We start from the raw sequence: 24,633 nt of genomic DNA on the forward strand, positions 1-24,633 counted from the left end.
TGCGGCCGGTCCCGGTAGGGGAGGGACCGGCCGCACGCGCATGTCAGCGACGGCGTGTCAGCGACCTTGTGTCAGCGGCAGACGGAGGCCAGCGAGCGGACGAGTGCGGCGGTGTGCAGCGGGTCCGGGTGCTTCTCGTGGTGGATCTCGACCACGGCGAGGGCGAGTCCGGGGCGGCAGCCGATCGAGGACCGATCCGGGGTGGTGTCGGCCAGGGCGGTGACCAGGCCGGTGTTGATGCGGTTGATGGTCTGCCGTACGACGTTGAGGTCCGGCTTGGTCGTCGGGGCCTCGTCGGGATGGGCGGCCCAGCGGCGGAACAGACCGCGCTGGACGGTCTTGTTGGCCTCGATCTGGTCGCGGAAGACGGCCCGGATCTCGTCAGGGTCTGCGCCGATCCGCTCGGCCTGGGCGGCGACGGTGTCGAGGACCTGCTGTTCACGGGCGGGATCGTCGATGGGGCTGTCGGTGCCCCACTTGGCGGCAGCCACTGGGCCCTGTCGTCAAATTCCCGTCGTCCGCCCGGAGGGCGGGCATCGCGGCGTCCGGTGCGTGCGATCGCAAGGCGCCGGAGTGTCCGCGTGGCGGAGTCACGTGGGCGCTCCGGCAACGCGGCGAGCGCGCGTGCCGGACGCCGCGAGGCAGGCGGGAATTTGACGACAGGGCCCAGGGTCGGCGGTGGCGAGGCGGTCGGCGGACAGGGAGGCGACGGGCAGCAGGCCCGGGGACGTGGGAGCCGCCGCCGCGCTGCCCGGGGAGGTGAGCAGCGCGGCGGCGGCGAGCGCGGTGGTGATGAGGGGGGTGGTGGTACGCATGGGTTCATATAACCCCGTGCCCCCACCGCGTTGGGTCAACTGCTGCTGACGGTCAGGTTGTTGGTCTGGAAATCAAGGCCGCCGGACGAGGACGTGATCTCGTAGCCGAACTGGACGTCCCCGATGGTCTCGCTGCTGGACATCCAGCCCTTGGTGCCCGAGATCCAGGTGAGGATCGGCTTGATGTTCACGGTGCCGGAGGTGGAATCGGAGGTCCGCAGGAACGAGAAGACCTCGTTGGCGCCGTTGTTGCCCTTGTAGACGGTCCAGGTGTGGCCGCCGAGGGTGACGTTGCCCTGGGAGGTGCCGAGCGGGCCCACGGCTCCGTTGTAGTTGACCCAGAGCATGATCTCGTAGTCGTAGTCGGTGTCCCAGATGTCGTACGACGTGTTGTACGCGCCGGACGACGGGACGGTGACGTTGTAGCTGCTGGACAGCGAACCGAGCGAGGATATGGTCTTGTTGACCACCTTCTTGGAGTTCGGGTACGACTTGATGCCGCCGGTGTTGGGGTGGTTGGCCCAGACCCCCCAGTTGGTACCGGAGTTGGCCCAGATGCACTGGCTGCCGGCGCCGGAGCCCCAGATGTTGTTGTAGAGGGTGTAGCCGTTCAGGCTGGTGTTGCCCCACTGGTCGCAGGAGTTCCACACGGCCGCCGAGGCGGGTGCGGAGGCGAGGCCGACGGTGGCGCCGAGGGCCATCGCCGGGGCGAGTACGGCCATGGTGACTTTACGGAGCGTGCTCTTTGCCATGGTGTCCCTTCCATGGGTGGGGGGAATTGCGGGGGTGGTTACCACGCCTCCAGACGCAGGACGTGGTCTTCTCCGGCGACGAGGTCGAGCGGCCGGATGCCGGAGGAAGTCCTGAGTTCGACGCGGTGGGTGCGGGTGGGGCGCAGTACCGCGGTCGCTTGCTGTGGGGTCCAGGTGAGGTCGAGTGCGGCGCCGAACCGGGTGCGCACGCCGAGGAGTCGGCCCTTGGGGCACCGGCCGGGCACCGCGGGCAGCAGCACCAGCCGGTCCGGCGTCGACTGCACGAGCATCTCGATGAGCACGGCCGGCAGGGTGTGGGCGGCGTCGGCGTTGTAGACGTCGCGGTTCGGGTAGTGGGCGCTCATCAGCGAGCTGTGGAAGAAGTCGCCCTTGAGGACCTGGCCGAGGGCGTGCGCGACCCGTTCGCCGTCCCGCAGGCGGGCCGCGATCAGGGCGTGGTGGAGATGGCCGTGGGCGGAGTCGTTCTCGGCGCCGCGCAGTTCGAGGGCGCGGTGGGCGGCGTCGGCGAGGTCAGGGGTGTCGTAGGGGTTGATCTCGTCGAGGGGCCAGACGCCGTAGAGGTGGCTGAGGTGGCGGTGGTCGTAGGTGTCCTCCAGGCCCGGCCAGGCCCATTCGGCGAGGGCGCCGTCGTCGTTGATCCGGTGCGGCGGCAGACGGTCGGCGAGGGCGCGCAGGCGGTCCGCGTCGTCCGGGTGGTAGGCGGCGGCCGTGTACAGGGCGTGCCGGGCGGCCGAGAGGTCCATCGCCGCGTTGATCGCGCCCCAACTGGCGTTGGCCGGACGGTTCTCGGGCGAGTAGGAGGGGACGACGACGAGGTGGCCGTCGGCGTCGGTGCGGGTGAGGAAGTCCTCGTAGAACAGGGCGACTTCGGCGAGCGCGGCGGCGGTGCGCGGGTCGCGGGTGCCGGTGGTCTCGTCGTGGTCGACGAGCGGCTTGAGCAGCCAGTCGGCGCCCGCCGTCCACAGGTGCAGCGGGTACTCGCGCTCGAAGTGGTACGTCAGCCCGGACTCGCCGTCGCTGTGCGGCGGGGCGACGATCCCGCGGGCGCCGAAGATCGCTCGGGCGTTGTCCCGCCAGTCGGCCAGCTGCCCCTGGATCAGGGCGGCGAGCGCCTCGGTGACCTCGGGGAGGGCGGCGGACGCGGCGGACGCGGTCTGGAGGTTGACGTTGGCGTCGTTGGTGAACGCGCCCGACCAGGCGGTGTCCCAGTCGCCGGTCCACAGGCCGGTGAGACGGGGCGGGAAGAGGCCGCTCGCGGAGAGCAGGTGGTAGCGGCCGGCGGCGAAGAGCCGCTCCATGAGGGCGGGGCTGTCGGGGTGCTCCAGCAACTCCGAGCCGGACAGGGCGCGTTCGGCGGGGTCGGCGTCCAGGTCGAGGGTGACGCGCTCGTAGGCGGTGCGGTGGAGAGGCGTGTGGCGGTCGAGGAGGGCGGTGTGGTCGAGGGGCAGGTCGCGCAGGGCGCGGGCCTCCTCCATCACGTCCAGCTCGCCGGTGTGCCGGACGACGCGGGTCAGCAGCAGCACCGACTCCGGGCCGGTGATCCGCAGGCCGGGCGGGGTGAGCGTGGCGGTGCCGCCGGTGACCTGCACGAGGGTGACGCCGGTGTAGGCGCGGTCGCTGCCGGGGTAGCGGGCGCGCAGGGTGAGTAGGGCGCCCTCGGGGGTGAGGACGGCACCCTGGCCGACGCCGAGGTCCTTGGGGGCGCCGGGCAGCCGGTGGTCCAGGGAGATGTCGAGGTCGCCGGCGGTGACGCGCTGGACGATGACGTCGTCGGCGCGGGAGACGAAGACCTCGCTGTCCCAGCCCTCGTACCAGGTGCGGGTGACGCCGGTGGCGAAGTCGACGGACCGGTGGTAGCCGGGCGCTTCGCCGGTCGCTGTGCCGCGCAGCCGGATCTGGAAGGCCGGGTGGAAGGGCTGCACCCACTGCAGGTCCCGGCCGTCCGTGAAGCGTTCGGCGGCATCGAGTTCGCCGGCGAGCAACCGGTCCTGGAGGGCCGGGAGTTCGGCGGCCAGCTCCGGCGGGCGGGCGTGCTCGGACCCGTTGGGGCGGACCAGGGTGTGATGGGTGACGACGACCCGCTCGTCGTTCGGCTCGCCGAACACAAGGGTGCCGTGACGGCCGTTGCCGCTCAGGAAGCCGTCCTCCCAGCGGGCGGCCGGTCGGGGTTCCCAGGTGCCGTGCGCAAGGCTCATGGCTTCAGCACCGCCACTCCGTAGCGGTCGAGGGTGAGTTCGTCCGTGACGTTCATGCCGGTCAGCAGATCACGGAAGGCGCCCGGAACTCGAACGGCCACCGACTCGCGCCCGTGGTTGAGCACGAACAGCAGCTCACCCCGCCGTACGGCCTCGACCCCCGCCGGAAGCCCCTCCAGCACCGGCCGCACGCCCGCCTCGGCCGCGAACTCGGCGAGCATCGCGCGCAGTTGATCCGATTCGGGAAGGGTCGCGAGATAGCGGGCCCGGCCCTTGCGCAGCACGGCGGGCAGCCCGTCGAGTTCGCCGCCCTTGAAGGCGGCGGCCACGACCGCCTCCCCGTCCGTCTCGATCTCCTCCGACCACAGGGTGCCGCGGAACCCGTCGCACTCGACGGCCTCCCCCGCGTCCAGCGGCCACCACTCGTGCAGAGTGCGGATGCCGAACAGCTCCCGCAGGCGTACGTCCATGCCGCCGGGCCTGACCCGGTCGTCCTGGTCGGCGACGCCGGTCAGGAAGCCGGAGACGAGGGTGCCGCCCTGGCGGACGTAGGAGAGGAGGTTCTCGATCGCCGCGTCGGTGAGGGCGTACAGCTGCGGGACGACGACGAGCTTGTACGCGCTCAGGTCGTGTTCGGGGTGGGCGAAGTCCGTGGCGAGGTGGGCCTCCCAGAGGGCCCGGTGCCAGGCGGTCAGGACCTGCGGATAGTCGACCTCGCCGGAGAGCCGGCCCTCGTGGGCGCCGGCCCACCAGGAGTGCCAGTCGTGCAGGATCGCGATGTCGTTCCCGGTATGACTCTCCGTCACCTCGGCGCCGATCCGGCCGAGTTCCGCGCCGAGTCGCTTGACCTCCTGGTACGTGCGCCCCCGCTCCCCCGCGTGGCTGACCATTCCGGAGTGGAACTTCTCGGCGCCCTGCCGGGACTGCCGCCACTGGAAGTAGCAGACGGCGTCGGCGCCGCGGGCGACGGCCTGGAGCGACCAGAGCCGGTTGAGGCCGGCCGGCTTGGGATGGTTCACGCCCCGCCAGTTGACGGGCCCGGCCGCCTGCTCCATCAGCATCCAGGGGCCCCGGGCCTGCGAGCGGGTCATGTCCTGCACGAGCGCCGCCTGTTGGGCGCCGAGCGGGTCCCGCGGGTCGGGATAGAGGTCGACGGAGACGACGTCCTCCTCCTCGGCCCACCGCCAGGCGTCCTGCCCCGTCCACAGCGGCATGAAGTTGGTGGTGACCGGGAGGTGCGGGGTGTGCCGCCGCACGATGTCCCGTTCGGCGAGGAAGCACTCCAGGAGCATGTCGGAGGTGAACCGCTTGAAGTCGAGGACCTGGGTCGGGTTCTTCAGATAGTGGGCGTGGCGCGGGGTGTGCACCTCGGCCCAGTCGCCGTAGCCCTGGCTCCAGAAGGCGGTGCCCCAGGCGGAGTTGAGGGCGTCGAGCGTGCCGTACCGCCGCCGGAGCCAGTCCCGGAAGCGGGCGGCGGCCTCGTCGCCCCAGTCGAAGGTGCAGTACTCGTTGTTGATGTGCCACATCGTGAGGGCGGGGTGGCCGCCGTAGCGGGCGGCGAGGTCCTCGGTGATGGCGGCGGCGTGGCGCCGGTAGACGGCGCTGGAGTGCGAGAAGTGCTGGCGGCCGCCCCACCACTCGGTGCGGCCGTCCTCATCGACGGGCAGGGTGTCGGGGTGCAGATGCCCCAGCCAGGGCGGCGGCGAGGCGGTCGGGGTGGCGAGGACGGCCCCGATGCCGTGCTCGTGCATGAGGTCCATGATCCGGTCGAGCCAGCCAAAGTCCCGTTCCCCGGGCCGGGGTTCGAGCCTGGCCCAGGAGAAGACGCCGAGTGTGACGGAGTTGACGCCGGCGTCCTTCATCAGCCGGACGTCCTCGTACCAGGTCTCCTCGGGCCACTGCTCGGGGTTGTAGTCACCGCCGAAGAGGATGCGGCCCCGGGTGGCGTCGGCGAGGCCGGGCATCAGGCGGGCTCCCCGTACTGGATACCGCGCCCGTTGGTGGCGAGGTACACGCGCCCGTGGACGCGGGGGTCACCGGCGATCGCCTCACCGGTCCAGCCCCACTGGTGCCGGTCGTCGTTGATCCGCACCCAGGACTTCGCCTCGTCGTCGGAGCGGTACACGGCGGTGATCGACTCGGTGGAGCCGACCATGTAGACGGCCGGGTAGTCGGCCCCCTCGGCGGCCTTGCCGAAGCCGAGGGCGTACGAGGCCCAGCAACTGGCGACCTTGGAGAAGCTGACACCTCCGTCAGTGGACCGGTACAGCCCGTTCCCCTTCAGGCTGAGCCAGAGGTCACCGGAGCGTCCGGGTGCCGCGACGAGCTCGAACTGGCTGTCACCGGACGGCAGCCCGCCCGCACGCGCGGTGAAGGTACGGCCACTGTCAGTGCTGGCGAGTAGCGTTCCTGTGTCGCTGTCGTATGCGTAGAAGAGCGTCGGGTCGGCCGGGTCGGCGACCGGCGTGGCGCCCTTCGGGAAGGAGGGGACCTCGGTCCAGGTGGCCCCGTTGTCGGTGGAGCGGTGGGCCGGGTATTTGGTGCCGTCCCAGTGCACGAAGACCCACAGCAGGGCGGTGCCGTCGGCGTTGACGGCGATCGGCCCCGGTGCGTCCTTGGCGAGGGAGGGCTGGGCCGCGAAGGGCGCCCAGGTCTGCCCGCCGTCGTTCGAGTACGCCCCGTTGCCGTGGTCGCCCCACCCGGTGCGCACGACGTACGCCGGCTTCGCCGCGGCCTGCGCGAGTCCCGTCGCCGTCCCGAACACGGGGTTCGACGCCATGCCGCGCGAGGGGGACGCGGTGAGCTTCTCGTGGTACATCACGCCGATGTCCCCGGACCCGCTGAGCAGGTGCGCCTCCCCGACCGGGGGCGAGATCAGCAGCCGCGCGGAGGCCTCTTCGATCCCGCGGATCTGCGGGGCCCAGTTCTTCAGGTCCCGGGTGCCGTAGAGGGTGGCGCCGGTGCCGTAGACGACGTGCCGGGAGTCGTACGGGTCGAGCGCGAGCGCCTGGATCCACCAGCCGAACTTGGGCGCGTCCGCGCCCCACTTGAGATAGGGGGTCTCGGACACGTCGAAGACAGCGGAGTCCTTGAGGGACGTCCAGGAGCGACCGCCGTCGGTGGACCGGAAGACGGTGTCGACGAGGGCCCACCGGTTGTTGGTGGACACGACGAGGGTGCCTGGCCGCCGGGCGTCGACGGCGACCCCGCCGTACCCGAAGGAGTCGGTGCCACCGTCGTCGGTCGTCCCGCCGGGCTTCACCGGCGTGACCTCACGCCACTTCCCGTTGGCGGTGCACAACGCGTGCACACTGCCGTCCGACTGCCCGTTGGGTCCGGGTGCGTTGGCGTACGTCAGATACAGCTCACGGGTGTGCTTGTCGTACGCGGCCCGGATCGGCACCTTGGCGGCGGCACCGGAGGGCTGCCCAGGCACGGCCTCCCACGTGACCCCGTCGCCGGTGCGGTACAGGTTGGCGGCGGTCCCGTCGGAGTCGCCCCAGCCGGCGTAGAGGACCCGCCCGGCGGCGACGAGCAGGGTGACGCCCTGCCCCGAGGCGCTCGGCGTGCCCGGGAATCCGCCGGCAGCGGCCCAAGTAGCGCCCCGGTCCGTGGACTTGAGCAGCCCGTCATGTCTGGTCCCGAGCCAGAGGGTGTCACTGTCACGCGGGTCGACCAGCAGGCGCTCGCCGCACCCACGCCCGTCCTCATTGGCCCCGAGTTTGACGTCGAGATCGGTACGGGCCCAGGTGGCCCCCCGGTCGTCGGACCGCAGAACGGCCCCGTTGGAGGCCCAGGACTGCGCGTACGTACCGAGGGCGAGATAGACCCGGTTCGGATGAGCGGGGTCGACCGCCATCGCCTCGACCCCGAGCAGGTTCCAGTCGTCCCACCCGAGGTGATCAGTGAGCGCCGTCCACCGCGCGGCGGAGTCGTCCCACCGATAGGCGCCACCGATGTCGGTACGAGCGTAGGCGAGCCCCCGGACGGAGGGATGGAAGAGCACGCCGGTGACGAACCCGGTGCCGCCTTGGACGACGTTGCGCCAGCGGTAGGTGGGGGCGACGGAGGCGGCCAGGGCGCTCCCCTGGAGAGAGGGAACGGCGGTGAACGCAGCGGCAGCAGCGGCCCCGGCAAGAACAACACGACGACTGGGCCGTGATGCGCGCATGACACGTACCTCACAATTCTGAGACAGGGGAGGGAGACGTACCTAAAGGGGCGCGGGGAACTGCGCGACCAGCCACAACAAACCCGCAGCCGCCAACGATCAGAAGCACCCCAGTGAGTAGGCGCCGTTCAACCCTTGACCGCGCCCGTCAACATGCCCTTCTTGAAATGCCGCTGCACGAAAGGCGAAAGCACAGCCACCGGCAGCAAAGCCATCACCATCACAGCCATCTGAACGGCCAGCCCCGACAACTGCCCCGTCTTGATCGCCTGCCCCAACCCCACCGGCGCCTCCTGCTTCTGCACCAGCTGGATCATGACGTTCTGCAACGGCATCATGTCCTGGTCGTTCAAGTACAGCGACGCGTTGAACCAGGCGCTCCAGTACCCCACCGCGTAGAACAGCGTGATCACGGCGATGACCGCCCGAGACAACGGCATCACGATCTGCCAGAGAATCCGGAAATCCCCGGCCCCATCGATCCGCGCGCTGTCGGTCAGCTCCGACGAGATCCCCATGAAGAACCCGCGCAGCACCAGGATGTTGAAGACACTGATCGCACTCGGCAGGATCAGCGCGAGATAACTGTCCGTCAGCCCGAGGGTCTGCACCAGCAGATACGTCGGAATGAGCCCGGCGCTGAAGAACATCGTCGCCAGCAGGACCATCAGGATCCACCGGTGCCCGAGCGATCCCGACCGCGACAGCCCGTACGCGCACAGCACGGACACGGTCATCGAGAACGCGGTGCCCACGGCCGTGACGAGCACGCTGATGATCGCCGCCCGGGTGACCTGCCCACCGCTGAGCAGCTCCTGGTAGGCCACGAACGTGATGCCCTTCGGCACCATCACCAGCCCGCCGGCCTCGTCGATGGTCTTGCGGGACGAGAGGCTGGTGACGACGACGATCCACAGCGGAAAGAGAATCGCCAGGCACGCGATCCCGAGCACGAGCCCCTTGCTCGCCAGCCCCACCTTCGAGGGAGGCTCCTCCCACACCGGCCGAGGCGGCGCGGCGAACCGGCCGGGTTTGTCGATGACGACGCTCACTTCTTGTACACCCCCTGCTCGCCCATGAGATGGGCCACCTTGTTCGCGGCCAGGACGAGACCGATGCTGATGACGCCCTTGACGAGTCCGGCGGCGGCCGCGTAGCCGAAGTCCTGGTTGCGGACGCCGTTCCACCACACGAAGGTGTCGAGCACTTCCGCGGCGCCCGGTCCCACGGCGTCTCTCTGCAAGAGGATCTGCTCGAAGCCCACCGTCAACGCGTCGCCGACCCGCAGCACCAGCAGCAGCGCGATCACCGGCCGCAGCGCGGGCAGCGTGACGTGCCACATCCGGCGCCAGCGGTTGGCTCCGTCCATCGCGGCGGCCTCGTACAGGTCGGGGCTGACGGCGGCGAGCGCGGCGAGGAAGACGATGATCCCCCAGCCGGCGTCCTTCCAGACGGACTGCGCGGTGACCAGGAACTTGAAGGTGTTCGGGTCGGTCATGATGTCGAGGCCGTCGTAGCCGTGCTCGCGCAGCAGCTGGGAGAGCAGCCCCGCACCGCCGAGGAGTTGCTGGAAGACCGAGATCACCAGCACCCACGAGAAGAAGTGCGGCAGATAGAGAACGGCCTGGGCGACCGCCCGCACCCGGGGCCTGACCACGCTGTTGATGAGCAGCGCGAGCAGGATCGGGATGGGGAAGAACAGCAGGAGCTGGAGGAAGAAGAGCACCAGCGTGTTCTGGACCGCCGACCAGAAGGAGGAGTCCTCGAAGATCCGCTGGAAGTTCTCCAGCCCCACCCAGGGGCTGTGCAGCATGGACACGACGCCGTTGTCGCTGATGTAGGGGTCGTAGTCCTGGAAGGCCACCACGTTGCCGAGGATCGGCACGTAGTTGAAGAGCAGTACCAGGGCGACGGCCGGCAGCGTCATCAGGAGCAGGACGCGGTCGCGTCGGAACCTGTGCCGCAGACTCAGCTTTCCCGGACGTCGCTTCCGGCTGGAACCGGTGGCGCCGCCGGACGCCACCGGGGTCTTCGCCGTCGAGTCGGCCTCGGTCCTGCTCCGAGGCACCGTGCTGTGGGACACGGCCGTTCTCCTTGCCTCGGTACCGGGTCAGCTGGCCGCGGAGCCGTTCTCGTCGAGGATCTTCTTGTACCAGTCCCGCAGCTTGTCGCCGCCCTTGCTCTTCCAGTCGGAGACGGCCTGCTGCATGTCGCTGATCTTCTTGCGGCCGCGGACGATGTCGTCCTCCAGCTGCTCGAAGTCGTTGGCGAGGTTGGTCCAGCGGTTGGGCTCGGTGATCTGCATGCCCCAGAAGGCGGACTTCTTGGTGAAGGCGCCCATCCGCTGCTCCCACTCGACCTGGGCCTTGGCGACCTCGGGGAAGTCGGGGTGGGCGAGGGTCGCGGCGGGGCTCGCGATCATGACGTAGGCGTTCATCACGTCGATGTTGCCCTGGTCGGTCTTGGTGGGGACGCCGTCCTTGACGGTGTAGTGGGTGCCCTCCACGCCGTAGTTGGTCATCATGTACTCCTTGGTGCCGTACGGCGCCGCGGTGACGTTGGCGACGGCGAGCACGTCGCGGATGACCGACTCGGAGGCCTTCTTGTTGACGAAGGCGAAGATGCCGGCGGGTTCTTCGGCGTAGATGGTGGGGTTGCCGCCGTCGTGGCCCCAGACGTCCATGCCCCAGATCTTGAACTCCGGGTTCTGGGTGGCCTGTTCGGCGGTGCGGCCCCACCACTGGGAGATGTTGTTGGGGTAGATCAGGAACTCGCCGGCCGCGAACTTGGGCCCGGGGTCGGGGGCGTTCTTGCCCATCTTGGAGTCGGGGTGGACGACTCCCGCCTCGAACAGCTTGCGGGACCATTCGATCGCCTCGAGGTACTGCTCGGTCTCGATGCGGTTGACGAGCTTGCCGTCGACCATGTCCCACCACAGCGGCTTCTCGCTGCCGGAGAAGACGCCGAAGGCCTGCCAGGCCGTCCACTTCATGTCCAGGCACGCCCAGCGCTTGGCCTTGGCGTTGGTGATCTCCTTGGCCAGGGCCATGAACTCGTCGCAGGACTTGGGTATTTCGTACCCTTCCTTCTCGAAGATGTCCCGGCGGTACAGCGGCACGATGCTGGGCGCCCACGGCGACGGCATCGGCAGGCCGCGCAGCTTGCCGCCGAAGATGGAGCGCTGCCAGGCCTCCGTCGGGATCGCGGCGAGGTTCGGGTACTCCTTGACCGCGTCGCCGGAGAGGTAGGGGCCGAGGTCGGCGAACTTGCTGATGATGGCGGTGGGGATCTTGCCGTTCATGTTCCAGCCGGGGACGACCACCACGTCCGGGACGTCGCTGGAGGCGAGGACCGCGCCGAGCTTCTGCTCGTAGGTGTTGCCGTCCTGGTTCTGCCAGGAGACGTCGACGCCGATCAGGTCGTTCATCGCCTTGTAGTAGGCGTTGTCGCTCTTGGGCGGGGAGCCCCAGAACGGCGACATGACGGTGACCTTGCCGCCCTTGCCGAGCTTCTTGGGGACCGACGTCTTCAGCGTGGCGAGGTCCAGCTTGCCGGTGAAGCCGACCGCGGAGCCGTTCTTGGCGGGGATGTCCGGCGTCACCACGTTGCTGGCCACGTAGGCCGGAAGGATCTTCTTGGCGTCCTTGCTCGACGTGGTGCCGTCGCGCGAACCGCTGTCCGAATCGCCGCAGGCGGCGAGGAGCGGCATTCCTCCGGCCACCGCTGCGGTGGCGACCGCCGTGGAGGCGAGGAAGCTTCTCCGGCTGGGCCCGGAGGGAGCGGAAGCGGCGTTCGGCGTCATTGCGTCAACCCTTCATGGCGCACCAGGACACCCGGCGGTGGGCCGTCGGCTGCGGTGTCTTCAGTGGAACTGGCTGAGCCGAAGCGTTCCTTCGACTTCTACGGTCGCTGCGTAGTCGAAGCGCTTCGATGTTGCTGTGAGGTTAAGTGAAGCCCTGTGGGTGCACAAGGGTCGCTCCCAATATTCCTCGGAGGTCTGCGAGGTGACCTTTTCTCATGCACCGCTTGAAGTGATGGTGCCGCTCCCTTGACACCCACGCCGATGTCGAATGAGCATCGAAGCGCTTCGAAAGCGCTTCGCCGCTCCACTCCAAGGGGAACCCCACGTGACCGCACAGACGCCGCCCACGCCGCCCTTCCGCGATCCGCAGCTGCCGTTCGCGAAGCGCATCGACGATCTGCTGTCCCGGCTCACCCTCGACGAGAAGACCGCGTTCCTGCACCAGTTCGCGCCCGCCGTGGAGCGCCTCGGCATCGCCGCGTTCCGCACCGGCCAGGAGGCGCTGCACGGCGTGGCCTGGATGGGCCCGGCGACGGTGTTCCCGCAGGCGGTCGGCCTCGGCGCGACCTGGAACACCGATCTCGTACGACGGATCGGCGACGCGGTGTCGAAGGAGGTCCGCGCGATGCGGGCCCGCGACGACCGCGTGGGCCTGAACGTCTGGTCGCCGACCGTCAACCTGCTGCGCCACCCCCTGTGGGGCCGCAACGAGGAGGGCTACTCGGAGGACCCGAAGCTGACGTCCGCGATCGCCACCGCGTACACCCACGGCCTGCGCGGCGACCACCCCACGTACTGGCGCACGGCCCCCGTCCTCAAGCACTGGCTGGCCCACAACAACGAGACGGACCGGGCCACTTCGTCGAGCTCGGTGCGCCCGCGCGTGCTGCACGAGTACGACCTGCGCGCCTTCCACGAGACCGTCGAGGCGGGCGCGGTGGCCGGCGTGATGCCCGCGTACAACCTGGTCAACGGCCGCCCCAACCACGTCAGTCCGTATCTGCGCGAGCAGCTGCGGGCGTGGACGGACGAGGACCTGCTGGTCTGCTCGGACGCGGGCGCGCCCTCCAACCTGGTGGACTTCGAGCACTACTTCGACACCCACGAGGAGGCCACGGCCGCCTCGCTGCTGGCCGGCGTCGACAGCTTCACCGACCACGGCACGGACAGCTCGCAGATGATCGGGCGGATCAAGGGGGCTTACGAACAGGGCCTGTTGACCGAGGCCGACATCGACACGGCGGTCCGCCGCCAGCTCTCGGTGCGGTTCCGCCTCGGCGAGTTCGACGGCTACGACGAGCCGGGCGCGTTCGACACGTCCGAACACCGTGCCCTCGCCCAGGAGGCGGCGGAGCAGGCGATCGTTCTCCTGCGCAACGACGGGGTGCTGCCGCTCGCGCCCGACACCCGCCTCGCCGTCGTCGGGCTGCTCGCCGACGAGTGCAAACTCGACTGGTACAGCGGCACGTTGATCCACCGCTCCACCCCGCTGGAGGGCCTGTACGAGCGGTTCGGCGCCGAGCGCGTGGAGTTCGCGGAGGGCGTGGACCGCGTCCTGCTCAGGACGTCGACCGGCGCCTACCTCCACGTCCCGGCCGCCGAGGCCGACGACGAGGTGCGCGGCGCCGAGGGCGCCCTCGACCCGGCGCTGCTCGCGGGCCGCACCGACCTCCCGCCGCTGACCACGGACGCGACCGGCACCGAACTCGCCCTCGTCGACTGGGGCGAGGACCTGCTGACCCTGCGCGCCCCCGACGGCCGCTATCTCTCGGTCGCCGAGGACGGCTATGTCCGCGCCGCCGCCGACCAGCCCGGAGGCTGGGTCGTCCAGGAGACGTTCCGGCTCGAACCCCATGAGAACGGACACCTCCTCCGGCATGTCGGCACGGGTCGCCACATCTCTGTCGCCGCCGGCGGAGTAAAGGTTGCCGACGAGAACGCGGAAATCTCCGAGCCGCCGGAGATCTTCGAGCTGATCATCGCCGAGCACGGCAAGGACGCGGTGGCCCGGGTCGCCGCCGAGGCCGACGTGGTCGTGGTGGTCGCGGGCAACGACCCGCATCTCAACGGCCGTGAGACCGAGGACCGTACGACCCTCGCGCTCCCCGCCCACCAGGAGCGGCTGCTGCGGGCCGCCCGCGCCGCGAACCCGAACACGGTGCTGGCCCTGGTCTCCGCCTACCCGTACGCCGTGGACACCGGCCCGCTGCGGGCCGCGCTCTGGACGGCCCACGCCGGCCAGGCCGCGGGCACCGCCCTGGCCCGGGTCCTCGCCGGCGACGTCTCCCCCGCGGGCCGCCTCCCGCAGACCTGGTACGCGGACGACGCCGACCTGCCGGACCTGCTCGACTACGACGTGATCGGCGGCCGGCAGACGTACCTGTACTACGAGGGCACGCCCCTGTTCCCGTTCGGCCACGGGCTGTCGTACGCGTCGTTCGCGTACGCGGATCTGAACTCCCGTGTCGGAGAAGAGGCGTTGCACGTGTCCTTCACGGTCACGAACACCGGTGACATGACCGCCGACGAGGTCGCCCAGCTCTACACGAGGGCCATGGACCCGTCCGTGCCGCGCTCGCGTCGCGCGCTGGCCGCGCACCGCCGGGTGACGCTGACGCCGGGCGAGAAGGTGACGCTGGACCTCGAAGTCCCGCTGTCGGAGCTGGAGTTCTGGGACGTGGCCCAGGGCCGCGCGCGTCTCGAACCCGGGCCGTACGACCTGCTGGTGGGCGCTTCAAGCGAGGACATCCGGCTGCGTACGACGGTCGTCCTGGACGGCGAGCCGGGTGGCCCGCGACCGGTGGCCGAACGCGGCCTGGACGGGGCGGACTTCGACGAGCAGAGCGGCGCCGAGATCGTCGACCGTACGAAGACGGCGGGCGACGCCGTGACACCGGCGCCGGGCCGGACGGCCGAACTGCTCTACCGCGCCTGCGACTTCGGGCCGGGCGTCACGCAGGTGACGGTGACCGTGGCGGGCGAGGGCACGGTGGAGGTGTCGCTGGACGGCGGCGCCACGTCGGTCGCGCTCTCACCGAAGACGCCCACGTCAGGACCGTACGACTACGTCACGCTCGCGGCGGATCTGACTGCCTCCGGTATGCACGACGTCCGCCTCAGACTGCGCGGCCCGTTGCGGCTCGCGCACGTCGGCTTCTCCGGTTGAGGGTCCGGAGAAGCCCGGCACGGAGAAGGGGCCCGGCACCGGAAGGCATCGGTGCCGGGCCCCTTTTCTCCAGCCTAGCTGAAAATGGTTCCCATTAGCTAGAGGGGGCCGTCAGAGAGCGAGCCCGGTGAGAACCAGCACCCGCTCGTAGGTGTAGTCGTCCATCGCGAACTTCACGCCCTCGCGGCCCACACCGGACTGCTTGGCACCGCCGTACGGCATCTGGTCGGCGCGGTAGGAGGGCACGTCGCCGATGACGACGCCGCCGACCTCGAGCGCACGGTGGGCGCGGAAGGCGGCTTGGAGGTCGTGGGTGAACACGCCCGCCTGGAGGCCGTACTTGGAGTCGTTGACGGCCGCGAACGCCGCGTCCTCGCCGTCGGCCTTCGTCACGGTGAGGACGGGTCCGAAGACCTCCTCGCAGGAGATCGTCGTGTCGGCCGGCACGTCGGTGAGGACGGTCGGCGCGTAGGAGGCTCCGTCGCGGGAGCCGCCGGCCAGGAGGTTGGCGCCTGCCTCGACCGCTTCCTTGACCCATGCCTCGACGCGCTTGGCGGCGTCCTCGCTGACGAGCGGGCCGACGTCGGTCTTGTCGTCGCTCGGGTCACCGGTGACCTGGGCCTCGACGGCGGCGACGATGCGCGGCAGCAGCCGGTCGTACACGGACGCGTCGGCGATGACCCGCTGCACCGAGATGCAGGACTGGCCGCCCTGGTAGTTGGAGAAGGTAGCGATGCGGGTCGCGGCCCAGTCGAGGTCCGCGTCGCTCGCGTAGTCGCCGAGGACGACGGCCGCGCCGTTGCCGCCCAGTTCCAGGGTGCAGTGCTTGCGCGGCACCGAGTCCATGATCGCGTAACCGACCTTCTCGGAGCCGGTGAAGGAGATGACCGGCAGGCGCTCGTCCTGGACGAGGGCGGGCATCCGGTCGTTCGGCACCGGGAGGATGCTCCACGACCCGGCGGGCAGCTCGGTCTCGGCGAGCAGGTCGCCGATGATCAGACCGGAGAGCGGGGTGGCCGGGGCGGGCTTGAGGATGATCGGCGCGCCGGCCGCGATCGCCGGGGCGATCTTGTGGGCGCACAGGTTCAGCGGGAAGTTGAAGGGCGCGATGCCGAGGACGACGCCCTTCGGGAAGCGCCGGGTGAGCGCGAGCCGGCCCTGGCCGCCGAGGTCGGTGTCGAGGCGCTGGGCCTCGCCGCCGTTGAAGCGCCGGGCCTCCTCGGCCGCGAACCGGAACACGGACACGGCCCGGCCGACCTCACCGCGGGCCCACTTGATCGGCTTGCCGTTCTCCGCGGAGATGAGCTGCGCGATCTCCTCGGTGCGCTCGACGAGACGCCGGCTGACGTGGTCGAGGGCGGCGGCGCGGACGTGCGCCGGGGTGGCGGCGAACTCGTCGCGCACGGCGTACGCGGCGGCGACGGCCTCCTCGATCTGCGCGTCGCTCGGCACGCTCACCTTGCCGACGACCCGGCCGTCCCAGGGCGAGGTGACGTCGAAGCTGTCCTCGCCGGTGACCTGGCGGCCGGCGAGCCAGAAGGCGGTGGTGGAAGTCATGTGCGAGTCCGGCCCTTCGCTGTCGGGGGTGTGTACGCGGCTTGCGCCTCCACGGTAGGGCCGACCCCACGGACCGGCGTTTGTCCGAGTCGTAGTGGTACGACTCGGCCTTGCGCCGCTTTGTCGTACGACGCCGTACGCCTGTCGAGATGCCGTACGACTACTCCGGCGCCGTCGCCTTCAGCGCCAGCCACAGCTCCATCCGTACGTCCGGATCGTCCAGCGAGCGGCCGAGGATCTCCTCCACCCGCCGCATCCGGTACCGCAGGGTGTGCCGGTGGACGCCCAGGTCCGCGGCCGCCGCGTCCCACTGGCCGTGCCGGGACAGCCAGGCCCGCAGGGAGGCGACCAGGTCCCCGCGTCCGGTCGCGTCGTGCTCGTGCAGCGCCCGCAGCAGCCCGTCCGCGAACGCCTTCACCGCGTCGTCGGCGAGCAGCGGCAGCACCGACCCCGCCGCCAGCTGCTCGTGCTCCACGTACACCCGCCCCCGTCGCCGGGCCACGGACAGCGCCTGCTCGGCCTGCTTGTACGCGGCTCCCGCGGCCACCGGCCCCACCGGCGCCGACACCCCGACGACGAGCTCCTCGTCCTCGCCCTGGTCCCCCGCCCGGGCGGCCTCCACCGCGGCCCCGTACTCCCCGCACGCCCCGGCGGCCGCTCCCCCGTCCGCGGCCAGCACCACCAGCCGCTCCCCTTCGGGCACGACCAGCACGGCCTCCCCGGCCCGCGCCGCCGCCGACTCCACGGCCTCGGTGAGCCCCCCAAGCGGATCGCCGTCAGCCTCGGGCCCCCGCAGCGCCGAGCCCACCTCGGCGATCACCACCCGGAACGGCGCGTCCAGCAGCGCCCCGTACAGATCCCCGGCCACGGCCCGGGCGTGATCGGGCTCCCCCGCCAGCAGCATGCGCAGCACCGCCGCCCCGATCCGCTGCTCGGCGGCGTGCAGCGACCGTGACCGCTCCGTCGTGAGCGTCAGCAGCGCGATCGCGGAATGGACGGCGTATCGCTCGGCCGTGCCGAGTGCCGACGCGGTGCCCACCGCGAGGGCGGCGCGGGGCCGCCGTCCGGTGCCCAGGGAGTGCAGTTCGACGCGGTCCTCGTCCGCCGGGCCCGCGACCACCGACGACGCCGGGGCGGGGCGCTCGCGCAGCCGCTCCACGTCCGCGGTCAGCCGCGCGGCCCGCCGGCCGGCCCACTCGGGCGCGGTGGCGACGACGGCGCCCGAGGCGTCGTACAGCGCCGTCCACCCGTCGACCTGGGAGGCGAGCGCGGCGAGCAGCCCCTCGGGCCCCTCCGCCAGCGCCTGCTTGGTCAGCTCGCGCTGCGCGGCGAACCCCGCCGTCACCGCGCGGTACTGGTCGGCGGCGATGGCGGCGGAGACGGCCTTGCTGATGGCGAGGAAGGGCGTGCGCCGGGGGACCTCCAGCAGGGGCAGCCCCTCGGTCTGCGCGGCGGTCACCAGTGCCTCGGGGATGTCCTCGTAGTTGACCCCGACCGCGAAGCCGAGCCCGACGACCCCGGCGCCGACCAGCCGCTTCACGTACCGCCGCATCACCTCCGGGTCCGCCGCGTCCAGCTTGAGCGCGGTGATCAGCAGCAGCTCCCCGCCCTCCATGTACGGCACGGGGTCGGCGAGCTCGCTGACGTGCGCCCAGCGCACGGGGACGTCGAGGCGGTCCTCGCCCGCGCGCACGGTCAGTTTGAGCGCGGAGTGGTGGACGAGCGAGGCGAGGGTGGGAGGCATGAGGCCTTCAGATCAGTGAGGTGCGGCCGATGTGATCATTTGGCCGTGGTGTATGAACGGCCTGTGCCGATTCTGCCTCACCGTACGGTCTGACTCAGCCCCTCAGGTCCACCAGCAGCGGCGGCGCGTGCTCCCCCTTCACCGTGGTCAGGGACAGCACGGCGTGCCCCGGCGGCACCGCGTGCGCCAGTTCGGACGCGGACCAGCGCTCCCGCTCCACCTGGCGGACGGTGACCGCCTCCGTGGTCACGGCCTTGCCGGTGACCAGCTTGCGCAGGGAGTGCATGAGCCGGGTCATCGGCTGGTCGGCGAAGACGGTGTGCTGGGCGACGTCCTTGGTCTCCACCCACTCCGTGCCCCAGGCCTCGGCGAAGCGGCTGCCGTCCCAGGTCGTCACCCCGGACAGCGCCATCCGGCAGCCGACCGCCCCGTACAGCGGCCCGTGCAGGGCCTCGGGGACGTCGGAGACCGAGCGCAGCGCCAGCACCACGCCGGCGTTCTGCGAGCGCAGCCGCTGGATGCGGCGCAGCGAGCCGGGCGTGACGGTGCCGGTGGCGTCGTCGAGGACGAGGCTCACGAAGTGGTCGCGGGCGCCTTCCTGCTCCTGGGCCACCCGCGCGAACTGGGCCAGCACGAGCCGGGTGATCAGCCGCGCGGCCTCCTCGTGGCCGTGCCGGGGCAGGTCGATGCGGACCCGGAGCGGGTGGTGGGCGACGGCGCGCAGGGAGAACGGGCGGATGGTGTCGCCGCCGGAGCCGAAGAAGCCGTCGAACGCGGGCCGGTCCAGCAGGGCGAGCCGGTCGGCCAGCGCCGGGCCGGGGTCGCCGGGGGTGCCGGTCTGCCGGACGCGGGCGTCCAGCTCACGGCGCATCGCCGCGTGGCGGTCGTCGGTGAGCCGCGCGCGGAGGTCGGCGAGGCCGGCGGGGTCCCCTTCGAGCAGTTCGCGCAGGACGGGCAGGGTCGGGAAGCGCCCGTAGGCGGCCCGGTAGGGGCCCAGCAGTTGGGCGAGGGGGCGTACGGCGCGCTCGGCGCCCACGGTGTCGAGGTCGCCGGCCAGTGCCTCGGCGAGGAACCCGGCGGCCTCGTCGGGGTCGTCGACCTCGGCGTAGGGGTCGAGGTCGTGCACGGAGGCGGGGTCGCCGACGCGGACCACCACGTCGTAGGCGGAGTCGGGCCCGAGCGGCGTCCCCGCGCCGCACACCACGACGACGGCGCAGCTTCCGGTGAGGGCCTGGAGCGTCAGGGACTCGGCCACCGGGGCGATCACCTGCCGGGTCTTGCCGGCGCCGGACGGGCCGACGACCAGCAGTGAGGTGCGCAGGGTATCCGGTCCGAGGGCGGCGCCGACCCCGCCGTACGCCAGCGGTGTGCGTTCGGCCTCGGCCCAGCGGCCGATGCGGACCTGGCCGGTGAGCAGGTCGTGCCGGGCGGCGCGGTGGGCGAGGTCGCGGGCGCCGGAGGGGTGGGTGAAGGCGGCGGCGCCCTGTCGGAGCACCGTGTCCGTGAAGTCGGCGAGCCGGCCGAGGCGGCGGGCCCGCGTCCAGCCGTGCTCGATGCGGGCGCAGTCCACGTCGTTCATCCGCCCGGCGAGCAGCTCACCGGCGAGCAGGTCGGCGACCTGGTACTGGCCGGCCTCACGCAGCTCGGGCCAGCGGGCCCGGGGCTGCTCGGCGACGACGCCCAGGTCCTGGCCGTGCGCGGCGCGGCGGCGGTCGGCGAGCCAGGTGCGGGCGAGGGGAAGCCAGCCGCCGAGGCGGGCGAAGGGCCACAGGACGAGGACGACGACGGCGGTGTCGAGCAGTTGCTTGGAGGGCGAGCCGTACACCCCGTACCCGTCGGTGATCAGCACGAGCAGGGAGAACAGCGGGGTGACGACGGGCACGGGGTCCCAGCCGACGACGGGAAAGGCGTCCGGGAAGACGAAGCTGAGCGCGATCAGGGCGCCCAGGGCGGCGATGAGGGCCCGCGCGGGCTGGGCCTTGCGGCCGACGAAGTGCCGGGCGACGACGGCCCAGCCGCCGAGCCGGATCACCAGGTACACGAGCAGGGCGAAGGAGAGGCCGCTGTAGACCTCCAGCGCCTCCACGCCGGGGTACGGGACCGACCGTCCCGTCAGCTCCTTGGGCGTGGCCAGCGTGCCGCCCCACCACCAGTCGTCCGGCGTGAACAGCCGCAGCACGGTGAACTCGTACGGCACCTCGCCGCGTCGCCAGAAGGACCAGAACACGATGCCGACGACGAGCGGGATCAGCATGCCCGCCACGGTCACCGGGGAGAGCCGCTCGGCCTTCCGCGCCGCCTTCGGCCGCACGTATCCGAACCGCCAGATGCCCGGCTCGGCCTCGGGCCGCTTCTCGTTCAGCCAGTTGGCCACCACCGCGCCCGGGCTCTGCCCCGGCTGCGGCGGCACCCTCGGCACGTCCGGTGGCCCCGCCGGACGGGGCACCGGGTTCGCATGCGTACCCCGCGCGTCCTGCGTCCCGTCGCTGTCCATCGCCCCTGCTCCCTGACCAGCCGTTCCGTCCACCGTCAGCGGTCAATCTAACGCCCTGGCAAGGGGAGTTCACCGCTTACGCGGCCGGGGTCCACGGAGCGGACGGGCGGGCGCGCCGGCCCACCGACCGGCGGCGCTATGTCCACCACGGACAAACCCGCCCCCCTGACACCGCCCACATGGAGCATGCCCACCCCCCGCTCCCCGCCCTAGCCTGCGAGAAAAGAGACATGCGTCCGCAAGACGTTCGGTAAGACCCCGTACGCCACACCCCCAGGAGCCCCTCATGAGCGCACTTCCGCAGGAGCGCCGGATCGTCACCGCCATCCCCGGCCCGAAGTCGCAGGAGCTGCAGGCCCGCCGCCTCGAAGCGGTCGCGCAGGGCGTGGGCTCGGTGCTGCCCGTGTTCACCGCGCGGGCCGGCGGCGGCATCATCGAGGACGTCGACGGCAACCGGCTCATCGACTTCGGTTCCGGCATCGCGGTGACCAGCGTCGGCGCCTCCGCCGAGGCCGTCGTACGCCGCGCGAGCGCCCAGCTGGCCGACTTCACCCACACCTGTTTCATGGTCACCCCGTACGAGGGCTACGTGGAGGTCGCCGAGGCCCTCGCCGAGCTCACCCCGGGTGACCACGCCAAGAAGAGCGCCCTGTTCAACTCCGGCGCCGAGGCCGTCGAGAACGCCGTCAAGATCGCGCGTGCGTACACCAAGCGCCAGGCCGTGGTGGTGTTCGACCACGGGTACCACGGGCGCACCAACCTCACCATGGCGCTGACCGCGAAGAACATGCCGTACAAGCACGGCTTCGGGCCCTTCGCCCCCGAGGTGTACCGCGTGCCGGTCGCCTACGGCTACCGCTGGCCGACCGGCGCCGAGAACGCCGGCCCCGAGGCCGCCGCGCAGGCCATCGACCAGATCACCAAGCAGGTCGGCCCGGACAACGTCGCCGCGATCATCATCGAGCCGGTGCTGGGTGAAGGCGGCTTCATCGAGCCTGCCAAGGGCTTCCTGCCGGCCATCCGGCAGTTCGCCGCCGACAACGGCATCGTCTTCGTCGCCGATGAGATCCAGTCCGGTTTCTGCCGCACCGGGCAGTGGTTCGCCTGCGAGGACGAGGGCATCGTCCCGGACCTGATCACCACCGCCAAGGGCATCGCGGGCGGTCTGCCGCTCGCCGCCGTCACCGGCCGCGCCGAGATCATGGACGCCGCGCACGCCGGTGGCCTGGGCGGCACGTACGGCGGCAACCCGGTCGCCTGCGCCGGTGCGCTCGGCTCCATCGAGACGATGAAGGAGCTCGACCTCAACGCCAGGGCGAAGAACATCGAGGCGATCATGAAGGCCCGCCTCGGCGCCATGGCCGAGAAGTTCGACCTCATCGGTGACGTGCGGGGTCGCGGCGCCATGATCGCCATCGAACTCGTCAAGGACCGCGCCACCAAGGAGCCGAACCCCGAGGCCACCGCCGCGCTCGCCAAGGCCTGCCACCAGGAGGGCCTGCTGGTCCTCACCTGTGGCACCTACGGCAACGTGCTGCGCTTCCTGCCCCCGCTCGTCATCGGCGAGGACCTCCTCAACGAGGGCCTCGACATCATCGAGCAGGCCTTCGCCCGCATCTGAGGCGATCGTCCGGGCGATCATCCGGGGCGAAACCTCTTTTTTCACAGCCGCCCCTGGCGTGAACGCACAGCGGATTCCGGGTCTGGGGCGGCCGACGGCAGAGGGTGTGAAGAAGGTGTGCGGGGTGCATGGCAGGACTCGATTCCGGCTGTCGTACCCCCACTCGCTGCCGTAGGTTCTACCCAGATGAGAGATACACCCCGCCCACAGGGGACTGTGGGCGACATCAGGCCGGGGCCTCCCCAGCTTCGACCTGGTCGTGCCCTCGCGCACACAACCGGAGCCTCCGGCTCCGGATCTCCTCACCGATCGGACGGTCACGCGCCCCAAACCCCCCGGGGCGCGCGACGATCCGGTCCGGACGGCCGCCCCGGAACCACCCCCCCTGTTCCGGGGCGGCCGACCTCCTTCTTTCTCCTCCTCCTTCTCGGGCTTCCGGCCCTCCTCTTCGCGCTGATCACCTGGCAGGTCGTGGCCGACGGCCCCCTGCTCGGCCTGGACGAGCGCGTCAGCCGCGCCCTCCTCCACCCGGACCGCGCCTCCGCACTCCTCGCCGACCTGGGCAACATCCAGGTGGCCGTCCCGATCCTCGCCGTCGTCCTGGTCTACGTCGCTCTGCGCGCCCGGCGTACTGGTACAGACCGCTGGTGGGTGGCGCCCGCCGCCGGGGCCCTCCTGATGGCCCTGGTCCCGGCGCTGATCATCCCGCTCAAGGAACTCACCGCCCGCCACGGCACCCACGTCATGCCGCCCGGCCCCGGCTACTACCCCTCGGGCCACACCGCCACGGCCGCCGTCGCCTACGGCACCGCGACGCTGCTGCTCCTGCCGTGGCTCCGGACCGCCTGGGCCCGCCGCACCCTCGTCGCGCTCTGCGCCCTCGCCGTGCTCGGCGTCTCGTTCGGGCTGGTCCGGCGCGGATATCACTGGCCGCTGGACGTCGTCGCGAGCTGGTTCCTGTGTGCGGTACTGCTCGGGTCGCTGTGGGTCTTCCTCAACCGGCAGCGACGATCCACCCCTTCCGCGGAACACTCCTGACCAGCCCGCGTTCCCTGAGCACCTTGTAGGCACGCTCACCCACCCACACCGCCACGCCTTCCGACGCGGCGAGCTTCCTGGGGCTCGGCAGCCGTTCGCCCGGGAGCATGCGGCCCGCCGTGATGTCGGCGCAGAGCCGGTCGGCCAGCCGGGTCCAGATCTCCTCGGGGCGGCCGTTGTACGTGTCGTTGTGGCGGGGTCGCTCCGCCCTGATGGCCTGGCGCTCCGCCTCTTCCGCGTCGGCCGGGTACTCGATCCTGATGCCGATGACATCGGGACCCCACGGCTTGTCGCGCAGGTGGGTGCGGACTCGGGTGAGCGGACACGTGGAGATACCGACGTACAGCAGGCCCTCGACGCCGTAGAGGCGGTACAGCGCCGTCCCGCGCCCCGCGTACAGGCTGCCTTCCTCGTCGAACAGGCCGCGCAGGAACTGGCTGTCTATGTCGGTCATACGGCCCGGCTCCTTCGCGTCGTCGCGATTCCGGCCGTATCAAAGTAGTCGTCCAGAGGCAGTCCGGGACCGCCTCTTCGAGCAGTTGTCCGCGTCGGCCGCACGGGCGGCCGACGAGATGTCGGACGAAGGACGCGCGAAGGGGCGTCACGGTGTCACGGTGTGGTGTCGGGAAGGGGGAGTGCGACAGCCCGCGTGACAGTGCGCCCGTCCGGCCGAGTCAGCCTTCGTCGTCCGTGGCCAGCCCGGCCGCCGCCTCGTGCATCGCCAGTTCGAGGAGCGCCGGGTCGGTGAGGGTGCCGGAGCCGTCGGGCGGGACCAGCCAGCGGACCCCGCCGGTGGAGCGTCCGGGATACGGCACGACGATCCAGGTGCCCGCACCGGCTGTGCGGATGCCGGTGCCGACCCAGCGCGCGGCCGTGCCGGGTGGCACCAGGAATCCCATCCGCGCGTCACCGAAGTCGACCAGCACCGGGCCGGGCTGGTCGATGATGCGGGTGAGGACGTCGAGCGTGGGATAGCCGAGCTCGCCCGGCAGGATGAGCACGTCCCAGGCTTTACCGGCGGGCAGCAACGCGACCCCGAGGGGGTTGCGTTCCCACTCCCAGCGGCAGGCCTCGGGATCCGGAGCCACGGATGCCAGCCACTCGACCGCCGTCTTCGCCCCAGTCATGAGGGGACCTCCCTTTCCTACGTGGACGCGGAGCGCGTCACGAGGGAGAGGGAGGTCCTGGGCGGGCATTACGCGGGTTTCGGCACCTCGTTGAAGTGAACTGGATCACACGCCGAATGCGCCCCCGTGA

At 71.2% G+C, this 24,633-nt stretch carries 17 protein-coding genes; 3 read left to right on the top strand and 14 right to left on the bottom strand.

Annotated features, from left to right (window positions below):
• Window positions 1-71: 71 nt before the first annotated feature.
• The 9 genes from aroQ to IQ210_RS42780 all read right to left on the bottom strand — a co-directional run bounded on the left by aroQ (window position 72) and on the right by IQ210_RS42780 (window position 11,756).
• Window positions 72-491: a gamma subclass chorismate mutase AroQ gene (gene aroQ / locus IQ210_RS42740; protein ID WP_194084663.1), complete on the bottom strand. Its 420-nt coding sequence runs from the start codon at window positions 489-491 to the stop codon at window positions 72-74.
• Between the two features lie 99 nt (window positions 492-590).
• Window positions 591-815, bottom strand: coding sequence for a hypothetical protein (locus IQ210_RS42745; protein WP_194084664.1), 225 nt, complete (start codon window positions 813-815; stop codon window positions 591-593).
• Between the two features lie 35 nt (window positions 816-850).
• Window positions 851-1,567 carry a glycoside hydrolase family 12 protein gene (locus IQ210_RS42750; RefSeq protein ID WP_194084665.1) on the bottom strand — a complete coding sequence of 239 codons (717 nt, stop codon included), beginning with the start codon at window positions 1,565-1,567 and terminating at the stop codon, window positions 851-853.
• A 38-nt stretch (window positions 1,568-1,605) separates the two neighbouring features.
• Window positions 1,606-3,783 carry a glycosyl hydrolase family 95 catalytic domain-containing protein gene (locus IQ210_RS42755; RefSeq protein WP_194084666.1) on the bottom strand — a complete coding sequence of 726 codons (2,178 nt, stop codon included), beginning with the start codon at window positions 3,781-3,783 and terminating at the stop codon, window positions 1,606-1,608.
• Complete coding sequence (locus tag IQ210_RS42760) at window positions 3,780-5,747, bottom strand: beta-galactosidase (RefSeq protein WP_194084667.1); 1,968 nt, start codon at window positions 5,745-5,747, stop codon at window positions 3,780-3,782. Before IQ210_RS42760 ends, IQ210_RS42755 begins: the two co-directional genes overlap by 4 nt.
• Window positions 5,747-7,954 (bottom strand): sialidase family protein, encoded by a 2,208-nt coding sequence (locus tag IQ210_RS42765; protein ID WP_194084668.1) that lies wholly within the window; start codon window positions 7,952-7,954, stop codon window positions 5,747-5,749. Before IQ210_RS42765 ends, IQ210_RS42760 begins: the two co-directional genes overlap by 1 nt.
• A gap of 128 nt (window positions 7,955-8,082) precedes the next feature.
• Window positions 8,083-9,006: a carbohydrate ABC transporter permease gene (locus IQ210_RS42770; protein ID WP_194084669.1), complete on the bottom strand. Its 924-nt coding sequence runs from the start codon at window positions 9,004-9,006 to the stop codon at window positions 8,083-8,085.
• Complete coding sequence (locus IQ210_RS42775) at window positions 9,003-10,037, bottom strand: ABC transporter permease (protein ID WP_194084670.1); 1,035 nt, start codon at window positions 10,035-10,037, stop codon at window positions 9,003-9,005. The genes IQ210_RS42770 and IQ210_RS42775 overlap by 4 nt, the downstream gene beginning before the upstream one ends.
• Before the next feature lie 27 nt (window positions 10,038-10,064).
• Entirely contained in the window at window positions 10,065-11,756 is a 1,692-nt protein-coding gene (locus tag IQ210_RS42780; protein ID WP_194084671.1) for an extracellular solute-binding protein, read from the bottom strand.
• Between the two features lie 325 nt (window positions 11,757-12,081).
• Between IQ210_RS42780 and IQ210_RS42785 the strand changes: the two genes are divergently transcribed.
• Window positions 12,082-14,922 (top strand): glycoside hydrolase family 3 C-terminal domain-containing protein, encoded by a 2,841-nt coding sequence (locus tag IQ210_RS42785; RefSeq protein WP_194084672.1) that lies wholly within the window; start codon window positions 12,082-12,084, stop codon window positions 14,920-14,922.
• Window positions 14,923-15,033: 111 nt separating this feature from the next.
• On the opposite strand, the gene IQ210_RS42790 is transcribed toward IQ210_RS42785, so the two are convergent.
• From IQ210_RS42790 to IQ210_RS42800, 3 genes are all read right to left on the bottom strand, one after another.
• Window positions 15,034-16,479: an aldehyde dehydrogenase family protein gene (locus IQ210_RS42790; protein ID WP_194084673.1), complete on the bottom strand. Its 1,446-nt coding sequence runs from the start codon at window positions 16,477-16,479 to the stop codon at window positions 15,034-15,036.
• A 160-nt stretch (window positions 16,480-16,639) separates the two neighbouring features.
• Complete coding sequence (locus IQ210_RS42795; RefSeq protein ID WP_194084674.1) at window positions 16,640-18,223, bottom strand: PucR family transcriptional regulator; 1,584 nt, start codon at window positions 18,221-18,223, stop codon at window positions 16,640-16,642.
• A 94-nt stretch (window positions 18,224-18,317) separates the two neighbouring features.
• A complete protein-coding gene (locus IQ210_RS42800; protein WP_194084675.1) occupies window positions 18,318-20,717 on the bottom strand; it encodes a type IV secretory system conjugative DNA transfer family protein in 2,400 nt (799 codons plus the stop codon).
• A 286-nt stretch (window positions 20,718-21,003) separates the two neighbouring features.
• On the opposite strand from IQ210_RS42800, the gene gabT reads away from it, so the two are divergent.
• Both gabT and IQ210_RS42810 read left to right on the top strand, forming a co-directional pair.
• Entirely contained in the window at window positions 21,004-22,338 is a 1,335-nt protein-coding gene (gene gabT, locus IQ210_RS42805) for a 4-aminobutyrate--2-oxoglutarate transaminase (protein WP_079310953.1), read from the top strand.
• A gap of 216 nt (window positions 22,339-22,554) precedes the next feature.
• Window positions 22,555-23,376, top strand: a complete 822-nt coding sequence (locus IQ210_RS42810) for a phosphatase PAP2 family protein (RefSeq protein ID WP_322658173.1) — start codon at window positions 22,555-22,557, stop codon at window positions 23,374-23,376.
• Here IQ210_RS42810 and IQ210_RS42815 read toward each other — a convergent pair.
• Complete coding sequence (locus IQ210_RS42815; protein ID WP_194084677.1) at window positions 23,333-23,830, bottom strand: GntR family transcriptional regulator; 498 nt, start codon at window positions 23,828-23,830, stop codon at window positions 23,333-23,335. The two genes, IQ210_RS42810 and IQ210_RS42815, sit on opposite strands and share 44 nt — an antisense overlap.
• Before the next feature lie 220 nt (window positions 23,831-24,050).
• Window positions 24,051-24,503, bottom strand: coding sequence for a hypothetical protein (locus tag IQ210_RS42820; RefSeq protein WP_097269524.1), 453 nt, complete (start codon window positions 24,501-24,503; stop codon window positions 24,051-24,053).
• Window positions 24,504-24,633: the final 130 nt, after the last annotated feature.

It is taken from the genome of Streptomyces justiciae (genome assembly GCF_015163075.1).
GTDB lineage: Bacteria > Actinomycetota > Actinomycetes > Streptomycetales > Streptomycetaceae > Streptomyces > Streptomyces justiciae.